This window comes from Hymenobacter humi (genome assembly GCF_042665855.1).
Classification (GTDB): domain Bacteria; phylum Bacteroidota; class Bacteroidia; order Cytophagales; family Hymenobacteraceae; genus Hymenobacter; species Hymenobacter humi.
The window spans coordinates 4,540,492-4,556,667 of the sequence record NZ_JBHTEK010000001.1; the positions used below are offsets into that span (position 1 = coordinate 4,540,492).

General features: G+C 62.2%; 18 protein-coding genes and 2 pseudogenes. 7 read left to right on the forward strand and 13 right to left on the reverse strand.

Going from position 1 to position 16,176, the window contains the following annotated elements; genetic code table 11:
* Positions 1-20: 20 nt before the first annotated feature.
* The 4 genes and pseudogenes from ACFQT0_RS25710 to purH form a co-directional block, all read right to left on the reverse strand.
* Positions 21-548, reverse strand: coding sequence for a hypothetical protein (locus ACFQT0_RS25710; protein WP_380205832.1), 528 nt, complete (start codon positions 546-548; stop codon positions 21-23).
* Positions 545-1,336 (reverse strand): rod shape-determining protein MreC, encoded by a 792-nt coding sequence (mreC, locus tag ACFQT0_RS25715; protein WP_380205833.1) that lies wholly within the window; start codon positions 1,334-1,336, stop codon positions 545-547. The genes ACFQT0_RS25710 and mreC overlap by 4 nt, the downstream gene beginning before the upstream one ends.
* A gap of 238 nt (positions 1,337-1,574) precedes the next feature.
* Positions 1,575-2,599: pseudogene (locus tag ACFQT0_RS25720) on the reverse strand (rod shape-determining protein).
* Between the two features lie 325 nt (positions 2,600-2,924).
* Positions 2,925-4,460, reverse strand: a complete 1,536-nt coding sequence (gene purH / locus ACFQT0_RS25725) for a bifunctional phosphoribosylaminoimidazolecarboxamide formyltransferase/IMP cyclohydrolase (RefSeq protein WP_380205834.1) — start codon at positions 4,458-4,460, stop codon at positions 2,925-2,927.
* A gap of 184 nt (positions 4,461-4,644) precedes the next feature.
* Here purH and ACFQT0_RS25730 point away from each other — a divergent pair, with 184 nt between their 5' ends.
* The 4 genes from ACFQT0_RS25730 (at position 4,645) to ACFQT0_RS25745 (ending at position 7,290) form a co-directional block, all read left to right on the forward strand.
* Positions 4,645-5,418, forward strand: a complete 774-nt coding sequence (locus ACFQT0_RS25730; RefSeq protein ID WP_380205835.1) for an acyl-CoA dehydrogenase family protein — start codon at positions 4,645-4,647, stop codon at positions 5,416-5,418.
* Positions 5,345-5,863 (forward strand): acyl-CoA dehydrogenase family protein, encoded by a 519-nt coding sequence (locus ACFQT0_RS25735; protein ID WP_380205836.1) that lies wholly within the window; start codon positions 5,345-5,347, stop codon positions 5,861-5,863. The genes ACFQT0_RS25730 and ACFQT0_RS25735 overlap by 74 nt, the downstream gene beginning before the upstream one ends.
* Before the next feature lie 63 nt (positions 5,864-5,926).
* Entirely contained in the window at positions 5,927-6,646 is a 720-nt protein-coding gene (locus ACFQT0_RS25740) for a PIG-L deacetylase family protein (protein ID WP_380205837.1), read from the forward strand.
* Positions 6,643-7,290, forward strand: a complete 648-nt coding sequence (locus ACFQT0_RS25745; protein WP_380205838.1) for a class I SAM-dependent DNA methyltransferase — start codon at positions 6,643-6,645, stop codon at positions 7,288-7,290. The genes ACFQT0_RS25740 and ACFQT0_RS25745 overlap by 4 nt, the downstream gene beginning before the upstream one ends.
* A 6-nt stretch (positions 7,291-7,296) precedes the next feature.
* On the opposite strand, the gene ACFQT0_RS25750 is transcribed toward ACFQT0_RS25745, so the two are convergent.
* From ACFQT0_RS25750 to ACFQT0_RS25775, 6 genes are all read right to left on the reverse strand, one after another.
* The gene (locus tag ACFQT0_RS25750; protein ID WP_380205839.1) at positions 7,297-7,944 is read right to left on the reverse strand and encodes a hypothetical protein; all 648 of its coding nucleotides are present in this window, start codon (positions 7,942-7,944) and stop codon (positions 7,297-7,299) included.
* Positions 7,935-8,528: a glycosyltransferase gene (locus tag ACFQT0_RS25755; protein WP_380205840.1), complete on the reverse strand. Its 594-nt coding sequence runs from the start codon at positions 8,526-8,528 to the stop codon at positions 7,935-7,937. Before ACFQT0_RS25755 ends, ACFQT0_RS25750 begins: the two co-directional genes overlap by 10 nt.
* 277 nt (positions 8,529-8,805) lie before the next feature.
* Entirely contained in the window at positions 8,806-9,219 is a 414-nt protein-coding gene (locus ACFQT0_RS25760) for a hypothetical protein (RefSeq protein ID WP_380205841.1), read from the reverse strand.
* Positions 9,209-10,030, reverse strand: a complete 822-nt coding sequence (locus ACFQT0_RS25765; protein ID WP_380205842.1) for a hypothetical protein — start codon at positions 10,028-10,030, stop codon at positions 9,209-9,211. Before ACFQT0_RS25765 ends, ACFQT0_RS25760 begins: the two co-directional genes overlap by 11 nt.
* Positions 10,031-10,150: 120 nt before the next feature.
* Complete coding sequence (locus tag ACFQT0_RS25770; RefSeq protein ID WP_380205843.1) at positions 10,151-10,441, reverse strand: (2Fe-2S) ferredoxin domain-containing protein; 291 nt, start codon at positions 10,439-10,441, stop codon at positions 10,151-10,153.
* A gap of 142 nt (positions 10,442-10,583) precedes the next feature.
* A complete protein-coding gene (locus ACFQT0_RS25775; RefSeq protein ID WP_380205844.1) occupies positions 10,584-10,958 on the reverse strand; it encodes an ArsR/SmtB family transcription factor in 375 nt (124 codons plus the stop codon).
* A 152-nt stretch (positions 10,959-11,110) separates the two neighbouring features.
* On the opposite strand from ACFQT0_RS25775, the gene ACFQT0_RS25780 reads away from it, so the two are divergent.
* The 3 genes from ACFQT0_RS25780 to ACFQT0_RS25790 all read left to right on the forward strand — a co-directional run bounded on the left by ACFQT0_RS25780 (position 11,111) and on the right by ACFQT0_RS25790 (position 13,283).
* Complete coding sequence (locus ACFQT0_RS25780; protein WP_380205845.1) at positions 11,111-11,800, forward strand: carboxypeptidase-like regulatory domain-containing protein; 690 nt, start codon at positions 11,111-11,113, stop codon at positions 11,798-11,800.
* A gap of 108 nt (positions 11,801-11,908) precedes the next feature.
* Positions 11,909-12,643 (forward strand): NAD(P)/FAD-dependent oxidoreductase, encoded by a 735-nt coding sequence (locus tag ACFQT0_RS25785; RefSeq protein ID WP_380205846.1) that lies wholly within the window; start codon positions 11,909-11,911, stop codon positions 12,641-12,643.
* The gene (locus ACFQT0_RS25790) at positions 12,606-13,283 is read left to right on the forward strand and encodes an NAD(P)/FAD-dependent oxidoreductase (protein ID WP_380205847.1); all 678 of its coding nucleotides are present in this window, start codon (positions 12,606-12,608) and stop codon (positions 13,281-13,283) included. The genes ACFQT0_RS25785 and ACFQT0_RS25790 overlap by 38 nt, the downstream gene beginning before the upstream one ends.
* A gap of 117 nt (positions 13,284-13,400) precedes the next feature.
* Here the strand turns inward: ACFQT0_RS25790 and ACFQT0_RS25795 are convergent, their stop codons facing one another.
* The 3 genes and pseudogenes from ACFQT0_RS25795 to porV form a co-directional block, all read right to left on the reverse strand.
* Positions 13,401-14,006 (reverse strand): M16 family metallopeptidase, encoded by a 606-nt coding sequence (locus tag ACFQT0_RS25795; protein WP_380205848.1) that lies wholly within the window; start codon positions 14,004-14,006, stop codon positions 13,401-13,403.
* Positions 14,007-14,358: 352 nt separating this feature from the next.
* Positions 14,359-14,796: pseudogene (locus ACFQT0_RS25800) on the reverse strand (M16 family metallopeptidase); the annotation flags it as partial.
* A gap of 100 nt (positions 14,797-14,896) precedes the next feature.
* Positions 14,897-16,135: a type IX secretion system outer membrane channel protein PorV gene (gene porV, locus ACFQT0_RS25805; RefSeq protein ID WP_380205849.1), complete on the reverse strand. Its 1,239-nt coding sequence runs from the start codon at positions 16,133-16,135 to the stop codon at positions 14,897-14,899.
* Positions 16,136-16,176 lie beyond the last annotated feature (41 nt).

Consider the following 16,176-nt stretch of genomic DNA (forward strand, 5'->3'; position numbering starts at 1 on the left):
AGCTACAAATTTACGGCAGACTACTGCCGCCCGCGCCGAACCGGGAAAAACAGCAGCTGCACGATTAACAGCGCCAGGCTGGTAAAGAGTGCGCTGACCAGCATTTTCCCGAGCGTGAGGCCAAAATGCCGGAAGCTGCCCAGTTCCAGCAGAAAAAACGCCGCGTGGTGCAGCAGCACCAGCAGCGCCATGTATACGCTAAACCACTGCCCGCCCATTTGGTGCACGTTCACCGAATCGGAGCTGTCGTAGCCGTCGCGCGGGGTGAGCAGGCGCAGCACCCAGGGTCGCAAAAAGCCGAGCAGCACCGCCGCCGCCGCGTGCAACCCGCCGGTGTCGTAGAAGATGTCCATGGTCAGGCCCATGGCGAAGGCCAGCAGCAGCTGCACCACAATGGGCGTGGCGATGGGCAGAAACAGCAGGAAGCCCAGGTAGAAAAAGCACCAGCCCAGGTCGAACAGCACCAGCCGGCTAATCAGTAGTACGTGCACGCCGGCATAGAGCGCAAAGCGCAAAATCTGAATGAGGAGAAACCGGAGTCCACTCATGGTCGCGGGGCTCCTTCCAGCTTCACGCCCGAGCGGGCTTCCACGGTGTCGCGCTCTACCTTGGGCTTGGCGGTTACCACGTACACGTAGGTCAAGTTGGCAAAATTGACGCCCAGCTTCACCCGCACCGTCCAGAAGTTCTTGTCCGGCTCTTTCACAAACGAGTCGATGGTGCCAACGAAAACGCCCTCGGGGAATACCGCGTTGTAGCCCGACGTCACCACCGTGTCGCCCTTCACCAGGCGCGTTTCGCGCAGCACGTTGTCGAGCAAGGCGTGCGTGGGGTCGTCGCCCAGCCACCGGATGGTGCCGAACGTGCCGTCGCGCTTGATTTTGGAGGCGATGCTGGTTTTGGAATGCAGCAGGCTGGTCACGGTGGCGTAGTGCTCGCTCACCACCTTCACGCGGCCCACCACCCCACCGGCAGCTATCACGCCCAGGCCGGGGCGCACGCCGTTCACGCTGCCCACGTTCAAAGTAAGGTAGTTATCCACATTCCGGAGCATATTGTTGATAACCCGGGCCGGAATCAGTGGATAACTCGGGTCGCGGGCCGCTATGAGCTGCTGGCCGAGCAATAAAGTATCGGGCTTGGCGGCCGGCCGCTGGTAGCGGATGCGCTTGAGCGAGTCGGTGCGGGCCGGCGGCAGCGCCACCGAATCGGCTTCGCGGCCGATGGTATCGGGCGGGTACAGCTGCTGGCGCAGGCTGGCATTTTCTACCGCCGCCTGCTGGTTCATTTCGGCCAGGTGGAAGTAGTCGGTTATCTGGGTGCGGCGCTCCAGCACCTGGCCGGCGTACTTATTGGCCGAATTAAAAAAGCCGCCCGCTGATACGAGCTATTGGTAACGTATAAATACAGGCTGAATATTTCCAACAAGCCAAATATCAGCGCCCCGCGAAAGCGAAATAGGAAAAGAAATAAATTCCGCACGGGGCTTATTCTAATTAAGAATGAAGAATGAGGAATGAAGAATCAGCCCAACGACCAATTCCTCATTCCTCATTCTTCATTCCTCATTTAACTTAAGTGAGAAGCACGCCTTTGAAAGCCTGGATGTCTTTGATGGCCTGGCCAGTACCGCGCACCACAGCACGCAGCGGGTCTTCGGCAATGTGAATGGGCAGCTTGGTTTTGGCCGCCAAGCGCTTGTCGAGGCCGCGCAGCAGGCGCCGCCGCCGGTGAGGTGAATGCCGTTTTCGTAAATGTCGGCCGAGAGTTCGGGCGGCGAGATTTCGAGGGCTTTCAGTACGGCTTCTTCGATTTTCGCCACCGATTTATCGAGGGCAATGGCGATTTCCGAGAAGGTCACGCGAATGACTTTCGGAATACCCGTCATCAGGTCGCGGCCGCGCACTTCGTGGTCGGGCGGGGGCACGTCGAGCTCGGTCAGGGCCGCGCCTACTTCGATTTTGATGCGCTCGGCCGAGCGCTCACCGATGAGCAGGTTGTGCTGGCGACGCATGTAGTCGAGAATGTCCTGGTTGAAAACGTCGCCGGCAGTTTTGATGGACTGGTCGCACACGATGCCCGACAGGGCAATCACGGCGATTTCGGTGGTGCCGCCTCCGATGTCGATTATCATCGAGCCCACGGGCTGCTGCACGTCGATGCCGATGCCGATGGCCGCGGCCATGGGCTCTTGAATCATCCAGACTTCCTTGGCGCCGGCGTGCTCGGCAGAGTCCCGTACGGCGCGTTTCTCCACTTCGGTGATGCCCGACGGGATGCAGATGACCATGCGGTGCGAGGGCTGAAACAGCCGGTTGCGCGTGTCAATCATCTTAATCATGCCCTTTATCATTTCCTCGGCGGCGTGGAAATCGGCAATAACCCCGTCCTTCAGCGGCCGGATGGTGCGGATATTGTCGTGGGTCTTTTCGTGCATCTGCTGCGCCTGGCGGCCCACAGCGATGACTTTATTGGTGGTGCGGTCTTTGGCGATGATGCTCGGCTCATCCACCACGATTTTGTCGTTATGGATGATGAGCGTATTGGCCGTACCCAGGTCGATGGCAATATCGCTGGTTAGGAAATTAAAGAAACCCATTGAGTTAGCTGCAATAAGGCGGAGCCCAAGGTGTTGCTCGGGCAAAATAATGGGCAAAGGTACGGAAGGTTTCGGCGGAGGTTAAACATAACTTCCGGGCCGGTCAGCCAGGTAAGAAGAACCTACTCCCCTCCTTTTTTAAGGAGGGGACGCTCAACTGTCAAGTTGAGCTGGGGTGGTGAAGTCGTTGAACGACATCCGAACGATTCCAGCCCAACTCGTTCGCGTGTCGTTCGACGAGGGCAACCACCCCCGTCCGAGCCGTTGGCTCGAACATCCCCTCCTTAACTAAGGAGGGGAGTTTTCTATCGGCGCCTTCTACTTATTAGTGCTTGAAGTGGCGCACGCCGGTGAGCACCATAGCCATGCCCAGTTCGTCGCAGGCTTTGATGCTGTCGGCGTCTTTGATAGAGCCGCCGGGCTGCACCACGGCGCGGACGCCGGCCGCGCCGGCAATTTCCACGCAGTCGGGGAAGGGGAAGAATGCATCGGAGGCCATCACGGCGCCGTGCAAGTCGAAGCCGAAGCTGCGGGCCTTTTCGATGGCCTGGCGCAGGGCGTCGACGCGGGAGGTCTGGCCCACACCGGAGGCCAGCAGGCGGCCGGCGCGCGCCAGCACGATGGTGTTGCTCTTGGTGTGCTTGCAGATTTTGCCAGCAAATTCCAGGGCCGTCAGTTCCTCGTCGGTGGGGGCCGACTGGGTCACGGTGCGGAAGTCCTTCACGGTCTCGGTCTGGCGGTCGGCGTCCTGCTCAATAATGCCGTTGAGCAAGGTCTTTACCTGCTTGGCCGGGAACTGCACCGGCTTCTGGCGCAGCAGAATGCGGTTTTTCTTGCTTTGCAGCACGGGCAGCGCATCGGCGGCGAAGCTGGGCGCAATCAGGACCTCGAAGAAGAGCTGGTTGAGCTCGGCCGCGGTAGCGGCGTCCACTTCCTTGTTCACGATGATGACGCCGCCGAAGGCAGACGTCGGGTCGCAGCTCAGGGCATTCACGTACGCGTCGCGGAGCGTGGCAGCTTGGGCCACGCCGCAAGCGTTGGTGTGCTTGAGGATGGCGCAGGCGGGCTGGCCATCGGAAAACTCGGCCATCAGGGCCACGGCCGCGTCTACGTCCACGAGGTTGTTGTAGCTGAGCTGCTTGCCGTGCAGCTGGTCGAACAGCGCCGTCAGGTCGCCGTAGAACGTGCCGGCCTGGTGGGGGTTTTCGCCGTAGCGCAGGGGCGTGGCGGGCTGGGCACTCAGGCGCAGGGCGGTGCCGGCCACGGCGGTGCCCTGGCTCAAGTAGCCGAAAATCTCGGTGTCGTAGTGCGAAGTGGTGGCGAAGGCGGCGGCGGCGTAGTGGCGCCGGTCTTCGAGGTCAGTTGAACCGTTTTTGGTGGTCAGCAGCTCCGTCACGGCAGCGTACTGGTCGCGGCTGCTGACAACCAGCACATCGCGGTAGTTCTTGGCGGCGGCGCGCAGCAGCGAAATGCCGCCGATGTCAATCTTCTCGATGACATCGGCCTCCTCGGCGCCGCTGGCTACGGTTTCTTCGAAGGGGTACAGGTCCACCACCACCAAATCGATGGGCGGGATGCCGTGCTGCTCGGCCTGGGCCAGGTCGGCCTCGTTGTCGCGGCGGTGCAGGATGCCGCCGAATACCTTGGGGTGCAGGGTTTTCACGCGGCCGCCGAATACTTCCGGGAAGCCGGTCAGGTCTTCCACGGCCGTTACTTCGGCGCCTTCGTCCTCCAGGAATTTCTGGGTGCCGCCAGTGGAGTACAGCGTGACGCCGTGCTGCCGCAGCACCTGCACCAAGGGGGCCAGCCGGTCTTTGTGGTACACGGAAAGCAGGGCGGCGCGGATGGGGCGGGACGACATAAAAACGGGCGAATAAGCAGGGCACAATTGCCACCGCGAAGGTACGGCCCCGCCCCGGCGAGGACCTAGCTCAGGCATTACGGAATTGTTACCACCCGCTCAGCAACGATTTGACGAAGCCAGAGCAGAACAATAGAGTAGGCTTCCGGTTGATTTATTCACTCCTGATTCGCCCCCTAACACCATGGCCACTGAGTTATTATCTTCAACAAGTGCCGAGCCTTGGTCGGAGGCGGCCGAACCCACCACCTGGGCTGGTGCAGCCGCAATACCACGCCTCTTAGCTAGCCCGGCGCAGGCCGAAGCTGCGGCTGCACAACTGGTCCCGCGCCTGGCAGCCCAGGCCGCCGAAACCGACGTGGTGGGCGCATTTCCAACCCAGGAATTCAACTGGCTGCGCGCGGCAGGCTTGCTCACGGCGGCCCTGCCGGCCGCCCTAGGCGGCGCGGGGTTGCAAGCCACGGCCGCTACCCTCCCGCTGTTGCGGGTGCTGCAGTCGATGGGGCAAGGCAATCTGGCGGTGGGCCGGGTGTACGAAGGCCATTTGAATGCCCTCATGCTGATTCAGCAGCTCGGCACTTCCGGGCAGGTAGCTCGCTATGCCGCCGATGCCCGCGCCGGCTTGCTGTTCGGCGTTTGGAACACCGAGAACCCGGCCGACGGCGTGCACCTGGAAGCCTTGCCCAACGGCCGCTACCGCCTGCGCGGCGCCAAAACCTTCGCTTCGGGCGCCGGGTACCTGGCGCGGCCCCTCATCAGCGGGGCGCTGCCTGAGGAAAGGCTGGCAGCTATTTGTGCTGCCAGCCGATGCCCAGCCGCCGGTGCTGGACCGCTCCTTTTGGCGGCCCTTGGGGATGCGGGCCACGGCCAGCTTCCGAGCCGATTTGACCGGGCTGGAGATTGGGCCGGAGGACCTCATCGGCCCGCCCAATGCCTACTACCGGCAGCCCACGTTTAGCGGCGGCGCCATCCGGTTTGCCGCCGTGCAGTTGGGCGGGGCCGCCGCTGTGTACGAAGAGACCCGCGGCTTCCTGCGCGGCCTGGGCCGTACCGACGACCCCTACCAGCGTCAGCGGCTGGGCGAGATGGCCATTGCCCTGGAAAGCGGCCGCCAGTGGCTGCGCAGCGCAGCCGAGCACGCCGCCCGCCCCGGCGCGACCACCGCCGAAGCGGCCGAAGCCACCGTGGCCTACGCCAACATGACGCGCACGGCCGTCGAAACCATCTGCCTCAGCATCCTGCAGCTGGCCGAGCGCAGCGTGGGCGCCCGGGGCCTGCTGCAGCCCCTCCCCTTCGAGCGCCTGCACCGCGACCTCACGCACTACCTGCGCCAGCCCGCCCCCGATGGGGCCCTGGCCGATGTGGGCCGCTTCGTTCTCGAAGGCAAAGAATTCGTAAGCTAGGATTCACCTCCAAGCTGCTTTCACTTGAATGATACTGCTGGTCTTCCCTTTGCTTCTTATCCGGTGCGTCCTGGCAGCTTCGTGGCCGAGCTGGGCTCGACGGTAGTAGTGGCCCCGCACCCCGACGACGAGGCCCTGGGCTGCGGAGGGCTGCTGGCCCTACTGGGCCAAACAGGAAACCCCGTAACTGCGGTCTTGGTAAGCGACGGTACCATGTCGCACCCCGCCTCCGAGTTATTTTCGGCTCTGGCCCGCCGCGCGGTACGAGAAACCGAATTCCGCCACGCCCTCAGCATCCTGGGCACCGATGCCGTTGAGCCGCTTTTGCTCGGCCTGCCCGACAGCCGGGTGCCGGCCACTACCAATGAACCCAGCTTTGTGCAGGCGGTGGCTCAGCTCCAGGATTTTCTAATAGCCCAACAGGCTGCTACGGTGGTGGTGCCCTGGCGGCGCGACCCGCACCCCGACCACCGCGCCACCAGCCACCTAGTGCAAGCGGCCTTGGCCAGCATGCCAAACCCGCCTCGCCGGCTCGAATATGTAGTATGGGCTTGGGAACGGGCCGCCCCGGCCGACTTGCCCACGGCAGCAGACGAAGTACGCGGCTTTCAACTGGATATAGCCGCAGTGGTGGGGCTAAAGCAACGGGCCATTGCCGCGCACCGTTCACAAGTTGCGCCCGGCATTTTTACCGACGACCCGGGAGGCTTCCTGTTATCGAAGGAGATGCTGGCGCATTTCAGCGGCCCGTACGAAGTTTACTTTGAAGCACTTGTCCCATGAATCAAAATCAGCCCAACTCGTTGCCCCCGGAATATTTCGACCAGGTGTACCAGGCCAACCGCGACCCGTGGAATTTTGAAACCAGCCCGTACGAGCGGGAAAAGTACGCCACCACCCTGGCGGCTTTGCCCCGGGCGCACTACCCTAACGCGTTTGAAATAGGCTGTTCGCTGGGGGTGCTAACGGCCCAACTGGCCCCGCGCTGCGGCCACTTGCTGGCCGTGGACGTGAGCGAAGCCGCCCTGGCCCAGGCCCGGCTGCGCTGCGCCAAGCTGCCGCAAGTGGAACTACAGCGCATGCAGGTGCCCGAAGAGTTGCCCAACGAGTCGTTCGATTTACTTCTGATGTCCGAGGTAGGCTACTACTGGTCGGCTGCTGACCTGGCCCGCGCCGCCGACCAACTGGTGGCCATGCTCACGCCGGGCGGCCACCTCCTGCTCGTACACTGGACGCCTCCCGTGCACGACTACCCCCTAACCGGAGACGATGTGCACGAATTGTTCCTCAGCAAAGCCGCCAACCAGGGCCCCCTGCGCCACCTCACCGGCCAACGCCACGAAAAGTACCGGCTCGACCTGTTTGAAAAAGTTGAGCCAATACAGGATTGTCTAAATTCCGATTTAGCTGACATTAAGCCCCTTTAGCTCCAACTAAGCAGCTTTTTGCAAGCTATATTGCTTGATAAGCACCGGCAGCTCCAGCAAGGCCTGCGCCAACGGCACGGTGGTCAGTGGAGCCACCACCGCACTATCGAGCAGCCCTTGCCAGAGCTCGCCAAAGGTAGCGGCGCGTTGCACCCGAGCCAATAGCGCCAACGCGGGCAAGCCCAGGCGCATGGCCAGGCCTTGGTGCTGCTGTGTGGGGCGGCTGGCCCAATAATGACGTAACTGGCGGCGCAGAAGCCACCGCGCGGCCAGCTCCGTGGGGTTGGGCACTTGCGGCTCGCGCTGCTCCCGGCTCATGTGGAGCCATTCGCGCAACTGCCACGAGAGGCCAACTTCGACCCGGCCCTGCCGGCGGGCCGAGGTAAGCACCTGCACGTGCGGGCTGTGGCGCACGGCCAAGTCGTGCCGGTACAGAGAGTGGCACAGGGCCTCGTCCTCCAGAAAGCACTTTTCGGGCAGCCCGCCCACTTGCCGGTAGGCGCGGGCCGTGAGGGCCAGGCTGGCGCCAAAATGCTGGTGGTGCCGCGGCCACGGGTCGGCGGGGTTGGGGTCGAGCAAGGCCTCGAGGCGGGCGCACAGCAGGTGGTAGGCCGTATCGCGAAGCTGCAGGCGGCGCAGCGGGGTCAGGGCCACGGTGTTGATTTCCGTAAAGATGCGCCCCCTACGGCGGCGGCCCCGGCCGCGATTTCGGCCTGGATGGCGGCCAGCCACGTGGGCGCCACGCAGGTATCGGCGTCGGTGCTGGCGATGATGCCGAGCGCGCTCCCAACCTGCTCGAGCCGGGCACAAGCCTCGTCCATGAGCAAGCGGCGGGCGCTGCCGACGTGCGCTTTAGCGGCAGGCAAGCTGAGCTCGGCCACGTACAGCGGCAAGTGGCAGTACCGGCCAGCCAGCTGGCGCACCACGGCGGCCGTGGCATCGGTGCAGTTGTTGGCCAGCACAATGACTTCGTAGCAGCCCGGCGGCAGCGGCCGGCCTTCCAAATCGGTCTGGGCAGCCAGGGCAGCCAGGGTAGCGGGCAGGTTGGCCGCCTCATCTTTGGCCGGGATGATGACGCTCAGCTGCAAGCCGGTGCGCGGCGGCGGCAGCTGCCGGTGCAGCCGCGAGGCTTCGCGTCCTCGTCGCGGAGCGGCCGGCAAAACCACGGCCTGAAGAACCGGAGCCGGGGCAGTAGCCTCCTGGGAACCGAGAAAGCGAGCAGGCGTAGCGTGGTCCATAAACCGTTCGTACGCCAGAGGTTAACAAAAGGTATAGTTCAGCTTAGCACATTGCTGCTTATCCTAAACCGTGGCCTTAAGGTTACGTTCTGAAAGTCAAGGAATTTAAGAATCCTTCGCTTATACTAAAATATATTCCGGAGGAAACGCAACCGCCCATACCATCATCCGCCGGTACTCCTGGCGCTGCTGCTTCCCCAAAGAAAAAGCTCCTCTAGCAATAGAGAAGCTTTAAAATCAAAATGGTCAGCCAGTTGCTCAATTAATTTTAACTGAGCTAGAACGCCTCGCCAATGGCGAAAAGGATGCCCGGCTTGCTGCCCGTGCCGCCGGCGTAGTCCAGACGCAGGTTGAGCCGGTCGCGGCGGATGAAGTTGAAGCGAATACCCGCGCCGCCGGCATACTTGGTGTTGCTGAGGCTGAACTTGTCGATGTAGTTGCTCACGTTGCCCACGCCGCCAAACACGGCCCCATCGATGCGCCAGAACAGCTTCTGGCGCAGCTCGGCCTGAAAGGTAACCATCTGGCGGTCGCGGAAGCGCTGCTCGTAGATGCCGCGCAGCAGGTTGGCGTTGTTGTAAAGTGAGCCGCCCAGGTTGGCCCCGAGGCCGGCCAGCTCCCGAAACGGTACATCGCCGGTGTGGAACTGCCCCAGGAAATGCAGGGCCAGGATGGTGCGCTCAGAAAACACCGGCTGGAAGTGGCGGGCATCGAGCCTGGTAGCGCACGAAGCGGTAGTCGGAGCCCAGGCCGGAGCCATTGAACATCACGCTGGCATCCACCAGATTGCCCCGGAAAGCGGCCAAAGGCACGTCGCGGGTATCGTAGGTAAATACCGGGCCCAGGCCCGAGACGTGGGTGTCTTCCCGCTCGCGGGGCGTCACGCGCGGGTCGCGCAGAAACACGTTGACGTTGGTGCCCTGCGCATCCACGGTGCCAGTCGGAATTTCGATATCCCGTATGCCGGTAAAGCGGTACTGGGCTCCAAAGAACACCTTGGGCGCAATGGCCTTCTGAATGCGCTGGTTGATAATGAACAGCTTGTAAGCTGTTTCCGACTCGTCGATGCTCTGGCTTTTGGGGCCAATGCCGTAGTAATACAGCAGTTGGTCGTAGGCGCTTATTTCGCCGTTGAGGTAGAACTTCTCGCCGGGAGTGTACACCGTGTGCACCAGCTGAATGAGCGACTGCTTCTTCTGGGTCTGCCAGTACTGCGCCCGGATGTTGGAGGGGCGCGTGAGGGTATCGTCGGAGAAGCGGCCGCTGAGCAGGCCGCCCAGGCCGTAGCCCAGGCCGGTTTCAGCCTGGTAGAAAATCACCGGAATGGGCAGAATGGTGAGGCGCTTGGGCTTGACATCGTTCGGAAGTTTCGGTGGTGCAGCGGGCAACGCCGACGTTGCAGCCGAGGAGGCAGTAGTAGCCGAATCGAGGCGCGCCGTGGTCTGGGCCGAGGCGGCAAAAGTCAGCCCGGCCAGGGCCAGGGCTGCAAGGGGGAAGCGCATGTGTAGGGGAGTAAAAACTTTATATTGAGCTAACAACGGAATACGTCCGCTTACGGTTTGAACTCGACAAGGCCGTCCCAAGATAAGCACACTTTTCGGGGAAGCCAGCCGCTGGATTAGTCAAGTTTCAGGCGCTTTACCACGTGCCCCCGGCCCAGATGCTCGGCCACCAGGCTCGGCGGCATCGGTGGGGCGCACGTTGCCATATACAGTACCTTCGGGGTAGACGATGAGGGCGGCGCCGGGGCCCTTCTTGCAGTCGCGGCACAGGTCCAGGCAATTGCAGGTTTGCACCTGGGTGCGCAGCTTTTGGCCCTGTACCACCTGCTTTTTCAGGCCCTGGTTTTTGAGCTCTTTCTTGAGAGCCTTGGCCACGTCCTCCCCCACTCCGGACTTTTGGTTGGTGCACACAAAAAGGCGGCGGTCGTTGCTCATTGAGGCATAATTATTAAGAGGAAAGAACCGTCATGCTGAGCGCAGTCGAAGCATCTCGCGTGCAGCAGTAACTCAATCGTAAGGATTAGTGACTACATGCGAGATGCTTCGACTGCGCTCAGCATGACGTGCTTAATGAAAACCGCAGAACGCTACTTCGCCCCGTGCCAGTGCCGGTTTTGGAGCTTATACGCGGCCAGGCTCGCGGTTCGACCACAGCGTTTGGTACACCTGCTGGTCGTGCAGCAGCCTGCGGGTCTTTTTCCATGAAGCCAAGCAACTCCTGCAGCAATTCCGCCGCCTCTTCCTTCAGGAAGTAATACATCCAGTTGTCGAGCCGGCGCACGCTCACCAGGCCCGCGTTTTTCAGGTATGCTAATTGCCGACTGGTTTTGGTCTGGGTAAAATCGAGCACTTGCTCCAGGTCGGCCACCACCATTTCGCGGTTGCGCCAGAGCAAATGCAGGATGCGCACCCGGCTTTCGTCGCCCAAGGATTTAAAAAGTTGCTGCCCAAAAGCAACCGTGAAATGTTTCAAGCGCATCTGCTGTCTGGGAAGGGGGCGTGCGCCCTTGGTTCTTTCTGCCCAAAGTTACAATTGGCCCCGACCCTGGCGCCGTATATTTGTTTTACGTTCTCCTAAACATGCCTGACCTCTTGCGTCTTCGTCGCTTCTCCTTATTCTTTGCTGTGGCCCTGCTGGGCATGCTGCTGCTGGCGGCGCCCTCGGCCCAGGCCCAGGGCAAGCGCAAGGTGATTCAGTTCACGGGCATTGTGGCCAGCGGCGACAGCCTGCTGGGCGTGCCCGGCGCCACCATCTACGTGCCCAATGCCGGCCGCGGCACGGCATCCAACGCCTACGGCTACTTTTCCATGGCCGTGCTGGCCGGCGACAGCATCGTGATTCGCTCGCTGGGCTACGCCAACGAAACCATTATTATTCCGGCCGATTTCCAGCGCCAGAGCTATTCGGTTATCATTCGGCTGCGGGAAGACGCCACCATGCTGGAGGAAGTCCGCGTGTTTCCCTACACCACCGAGCGCGACTTCAAAAAGGCCTTTCTGGCCCTGCGCCTGCCCACCGAGCGGGGCAGCGCCGCCGCCGACAACCTGAACGAGCAGCTCATGCGCCGCATCTTCAACACCCAGCCCATGGGCGCGGTGGCCAACTTCCGGCAGACCATGTCGAACCAGCAGTACAACCAGGATACCCGCATGGGCATGGGCCCGAGCGTGTACGCCAACAACCCGCTGCTCAACCCCTTCAGCTGGCTCAAGCTGGTGCAGCAGGTGAAAAATGGCGAGTTCAAGAAGAAGGACAACTACGACGACTAAGCCGGGCTTAGCTCAATTCGTAGGGGTACGGCAGCTCGGCCACGAGACGAGCGGCAACATCTTGAAGGCATTCCGGGTAAAGCGAGGGTTAACTCCTGCTTTTCCCTTATGGATACCAATCTTCCGGCTTCGTCCCACCCACGCGTGGTTATCATCGGCTGCGGCTTTGGCGGCCTGCGCCTGGCCAAGGCCCTGCGCCACGCGCCCGTTCAGGTGGTAGTCGTCGACCGCAACAACTACCACAACTTCCAGCCCCTGCTCTACCAGGTGGCTACCGGCGCCCTCGAAGCCGACAGCATTGCGTACCCCATCCGCAAGATTTTTGCGGGCCAGAAGAACTTCTTCTACCGCATGGCCGACGTGCACCGCGTCGATTCCGCCACCAACACGGTGGTAACCAGCGTGGGCGACATCCGCTACAATTACCTGGTGCTGGCCACCGGCTCGCTCACCAACTTCTTCGGCCTGGAGAGCATCGAGCGCAACGCGATGCAGATTAAGAGCATCCCCAACGCCCTGAACCTGCGGAGCTTTATCTTCCAGAACTTCGAAAAAGCGCTGCTCACCGAGAACCCCGACGAGCGCCAGGCCCTGCTCAACATCGTGGTGGTGGGCGGTGGCCCCACGGGCGTCGAAATCAGCGGCTCGCTGGCCGAGATGCGCAAGCACGTGCTGCCCAAGGACTACCCCGAGCTGGACTTGCGCACGATGCAGATTTTCCTGGTCGAAGCCGGGCCGGCCTTGCTGGGCCCCATGTCGCCGGCCTCGCAGGCCGACGCCAAGCGCTACCTCGACGAGCCTGGGCGTGAAGGTGCTGCTCAACACGTCCATCAAGCACTATGAGCACTGCCGCGCCTATTTCTCCGACACCGAATACATCCCGACCGAAAACCTAGTGTGGGCCGCCGGCGTGAACGGCGCCGAAGTCCCCGGCCTGCCCGCCGAAGCCGTGACCCGTAACAAGCGCGTGACCGTGAACCGCTGGAACCAGGTAGAGGGCCTGCCCAATGTCTTTGCCATCGGCGACCTAGCCAACATGGTCACCGAGGACATGCCCCGCGGCCTGCCCATGCTCGCGCCCGTAGCCCAACAGCAGGCCGACCAACTGGCCGAGAACCTGCAGCGCCTGCTGCGCGGCGAAGCACCCAAAAACTTCGTGTACAAAAACAAAGGGGCCATGGCCATCGTGAGCCGCAACAAAGCCGTGGTGGACTTGCCCAAGAACGTCCACTTCAACGGCTTTTTTGGCTGGCTCACCTGGCTCTTCGTCCACCTGATGACGCTGGTGGGCTTCCGTAACAAAGTGGTGGCCTTCGTGGACTGGGCCTTCAGCTACTTCAGTTCCGACCAGGCCCTGCGCCTCATCATCCGCCCCTTCAGCCGTAAGGACGTGAAGGACGACAAAGGCAAGAAAAGCGCCGAGCACCGCACGGCTACCCCGGAATACAACCCCACGCCGCCGGCTATTCAAACGCCAGCGTAGGCGCCCTCGGGCTGGGGCACCTCACCCCCGACCCCTCTCCAAAAGAGAGGGAGCCTGACGGTAATCAAAAGAAAGGCCCGGCTCAATTGAGCCGGGCCTTTTTACTTTACAATTGAGCTAAACACTTGTGCCGTGGCTCCCCTCTCTTTTGGAGAGGGGCCGGGGGTGAGGTGCCCTGGGCTGCGAGCTTTCTACACCTACGCCGTAGGCTCCGCCACGGCGGCGGGACCGGCAATCACGACTTGCATGTTGTCGGGCGTGAGGTATTCCTGAGCCAGCCTGGCGCAGCGTTTCTGCATCGGCGGCTTCGGTTTGCTCCACAAACTGGGTGTAGTAATCGGCCGGGAGGTCCAGGAAGACCGTGTTTTTGTACTTGTCGCACTGCTCAAACACGGTGGACAGCTCATTGGCAAACTTGCCCAGGATGTAGTTCTTCACGATTTCCAGCTCTTCGGCCGGAATCAGCTCCTGCTGCAGGCGGCGCAGCTCCATCTCGATTTCGCTCACCGCGTAGTCGGCGCTTTCACCCTTAACATCGGTGCCAATGAGCAGGGAGGTGCCCAACTCGCGCGGCGCGACGCTGGCGTAAATGCCATACGTCAGGCCCTTGTCTTCGCGGATGTTGCGCATCAGGCGCGAGCCGAAGTAGCCGCCCAGCACGTTCACCAGTAGTTTCAGGCGGTGGGTATCGGGGTGCTTGGGGCTGGGCCAGCTCCGGCCCATGCGCACGGAGGCCTGCAAGCTGCCGGCCACGTCTACGCGGTTGGCGGGAGTCACAAAGGCTTTTCCGTTCGCAGAAGGCTCGTTGGAAATGGGCGAAGCCACTACCTGCCGGGTCGTGATGGGGGGCGTGCTGAACGCCGCGGCCACCAGGCTCGCGCTCGGCGGCTACATCGCCGCACAAAAACACTTCGGCGTTGCCAAAGGCGTAGGCGGTCTGGTGAAAAGCCTGGGCTTCGGCCACCGTCAGGGCCTGGTACGTGGCGCTGTCGAAGGGCCGGCCGTACGGAGTTTCCGAGCCAAACTGCAGCTCGTTGAAACGCTCGGAAGCCAGGTAGCTGGTTTTCTGGCGCTCCACGCTCACGTTCTGGATGGTGCGGGTTTTGAGCTGTTGCAGCTCGGCTTCCGGAAACGCGGGGTTGGTGAGCACATCCGTCACCAGGGGCAGCAAGGCGGGCAGGTGCCGGGTCAGGCAGTACAGCGTGAGCGTGGAGCGGTCGAAGCCGGCGTCGCACTCCAGCGAGGCGCCGTAGAACGCCACTTCGTCGGCGATTTGGCGGGCGGTGCGGGTGGTGGTGCCTTCCAGCAGCATGCGGGCTGTGACGGAGGCCAGGCCGGGACGGGGCTCGGCAGTTTTGCCGGCCCGGAATACGGCTTGTAGCCGCACCACGGGCTGGGCGTCGTTGGCCAGCACGTGCAGGCGCGCGCCGCTGGGAAGGGTAAGCACGTCGGCCGCCGGCAGGGTAACGCGGGCCAGCGGCTGAACGGGAGGAGCGACGGTACGGTCGAGCATCTATTAGAGGCTAAAAGAGGATAATCAGCGAAGGTATTGAACAACAAACTCCCCTCCTCAACCGAGAAGGGGAGTTCTTGTGCAACGAAATTAAGGCTGCTTAGTTCGAAGGTACGTCGCCGGTGGTGCCGCCGGCCCCTTTTTCGTCAAAAGCCTCCGAGAGCTTGTTCAGGTTGAAGTGCAGCGACACCCGGATGGTCTGGGCCAGGGGGCTGTTCTGCGAGTTGTCGCCGATAGGAATGAGGTACGTGCCATCGATGCCGAACACCTGGTAGCGCACGCCCAGGCCCAGGCTGGCGTACTGGCGGTCGCCCTTGTCGGGGGCTTCGTAGAAGTAGCCGCCGCGCGCATAGAGCAGGTCGTTGTAGTTGTATTCCAGGCCGGTAGAAAGGTTGATTTCGCGCAGCTCTTCTTTAAACCCGCCGGGGGCATCGCTGAAGGAGCCCAGGATGGCGGGCACAATGGGCTTGTCGGCAATCTCGCGGTTGCGCTCGATTACGATGGGGTCGTTGGCCAGCAGCACGCCGTTTACATCGTAGTACGGCGAGGGCACCAGCAGCTTGGTGGCATCGAACACGAGCGTGAGCTTGTTGTACTGGTCAATTTCCCGGGTCAGGGCCGTGCCCAATTTCAGGGTCGTGGGCAGAAAGCTGGGGTTCTCGGCGTCGTTGTAGGTAATCTTGTTGCCGATGTTGGTGATGGAAGCACCGAAGGCCAGGTTGTACAAGCCCGTGCCGATGGTGGCGTCCTTGGAGTAGTAAGCACCCAGGTCAACGGCTGCCGCGTTGCCGGGGCGGGCGTCGTTGCCCTGTACCGTGCCCACCAGGTTGGAGCGCACGTAGCGCGCCGAGATGCCCACGCCGAAGTTGTCGGTGAGCTGCTGGCCGTAGGAAACCGTGAGAGCGTACTCCTTGGGGCTGAACGAGCCGGCCGGCAGGTTGCCGCCGGTGCGGTAGTCGATGGTACCCAAATCAAAGTACATCAGCGACGCGCCCAGGGCCGAGCGCTGCCCGATTTTGCCATAGCCCGAGATGTAGGACAGGCTCATGTCGTCGGTAATGTTGCGCAGCCAGGGCGAATAGTTGAGCGAAGCCGCGTACTTGTAGGGCACAAAGCCCAGCTTACCAGCGTTGTAATACCCGGCGTTCGCATCGGGCGAAGTAGCCACCCCGGCTTCTCCCAGCGCCGAGCCGCGCGCATCGGGGCTGAGCGTGAGAATGGGAACGGCCGTGGTAATGGTGCCTTGGTTTTGGGTGCGGCTTTGGGCGTGGGAAGTGGCCGCAACGGCCAGCAAGCCGGCCACCAGGGCCAAGCGCGAATGGGGAAAAAGAGGCTGCATAGAGGAGGGAAAGAAGGCCGGACGCGGCCCGAACGCAAATA

Coding starts and splice junctions, on each gene's coding strand:
- ACFQT0_RS25755 (WP_380205840.1), bottom strand. CDS start 8,528: ATGGACCACGCTACGCCTGCTCGCTTTCTCGGTTCCCAGGAGGCTACT.
- purH (WP_380205834.1), bottom strand. CDS start 4,460: ATGTCGTCCCGCCCCATCCGCGCCGCCCTGCTTTCCGTGTACCACAAA.
- ACFQT0_RS25730 (WP_380205835.1), top strand. CDS start 4,645: ATGGCCACTGAGTTATTATCTTCAACAAGTGCCGAGCCTTGGTCGGAG.
- ACFQT0_RS25785 (WP_380205846.1), top strand. CDS start 11,909: ATGGATACCAATCTTCCGGCTTCGTCCCACCCACGCGTGGTTATCATC.
- ACFQT0_RS25765 (WP_380205842.1), bottom strand. CDS start 10,030: ATGCGCTTCCCCCTTGCAGCCCTGGCCCTGGCCGGGCTGACTTTTGCC.
- ACFQT0_RS25795 (WP_380205848.1), bottom strand. CDS start 14,006: ATGGGCCGGAGCTGGCCCAGCCCCAAGCACCCCGATACCCACCGCCTG.
- porV (WP_380205849.1), bottom strand. CDS start 16,135: ATGCAGCCTCTTTTTCCCCATTCGCGCTTGGCCCTGGTGGCCGGCTTG.
- ACFQT0_RS25745 (WP_380205838.1), top strand. CDS start 6,643: ATGAATCAAAATCAGCCCAACTCGTTGCCCCCGGAATATTTCGACCAG.
- ACFQT0_RS25710 (WP_380205832.1), bottom strand. CDS start 548: ATGAGTGGACTCCGGTTTCTCCTCATTCAGATTTTGCGCTTTGCGCTC.
- ACFQT0_RS25780 (WP_380205845.1), top strand. CDS start 11,111: ATGCCTGACCTCTTGCGTCTTCGTCGCTTCTCCTTATTCTTTGCTGTG.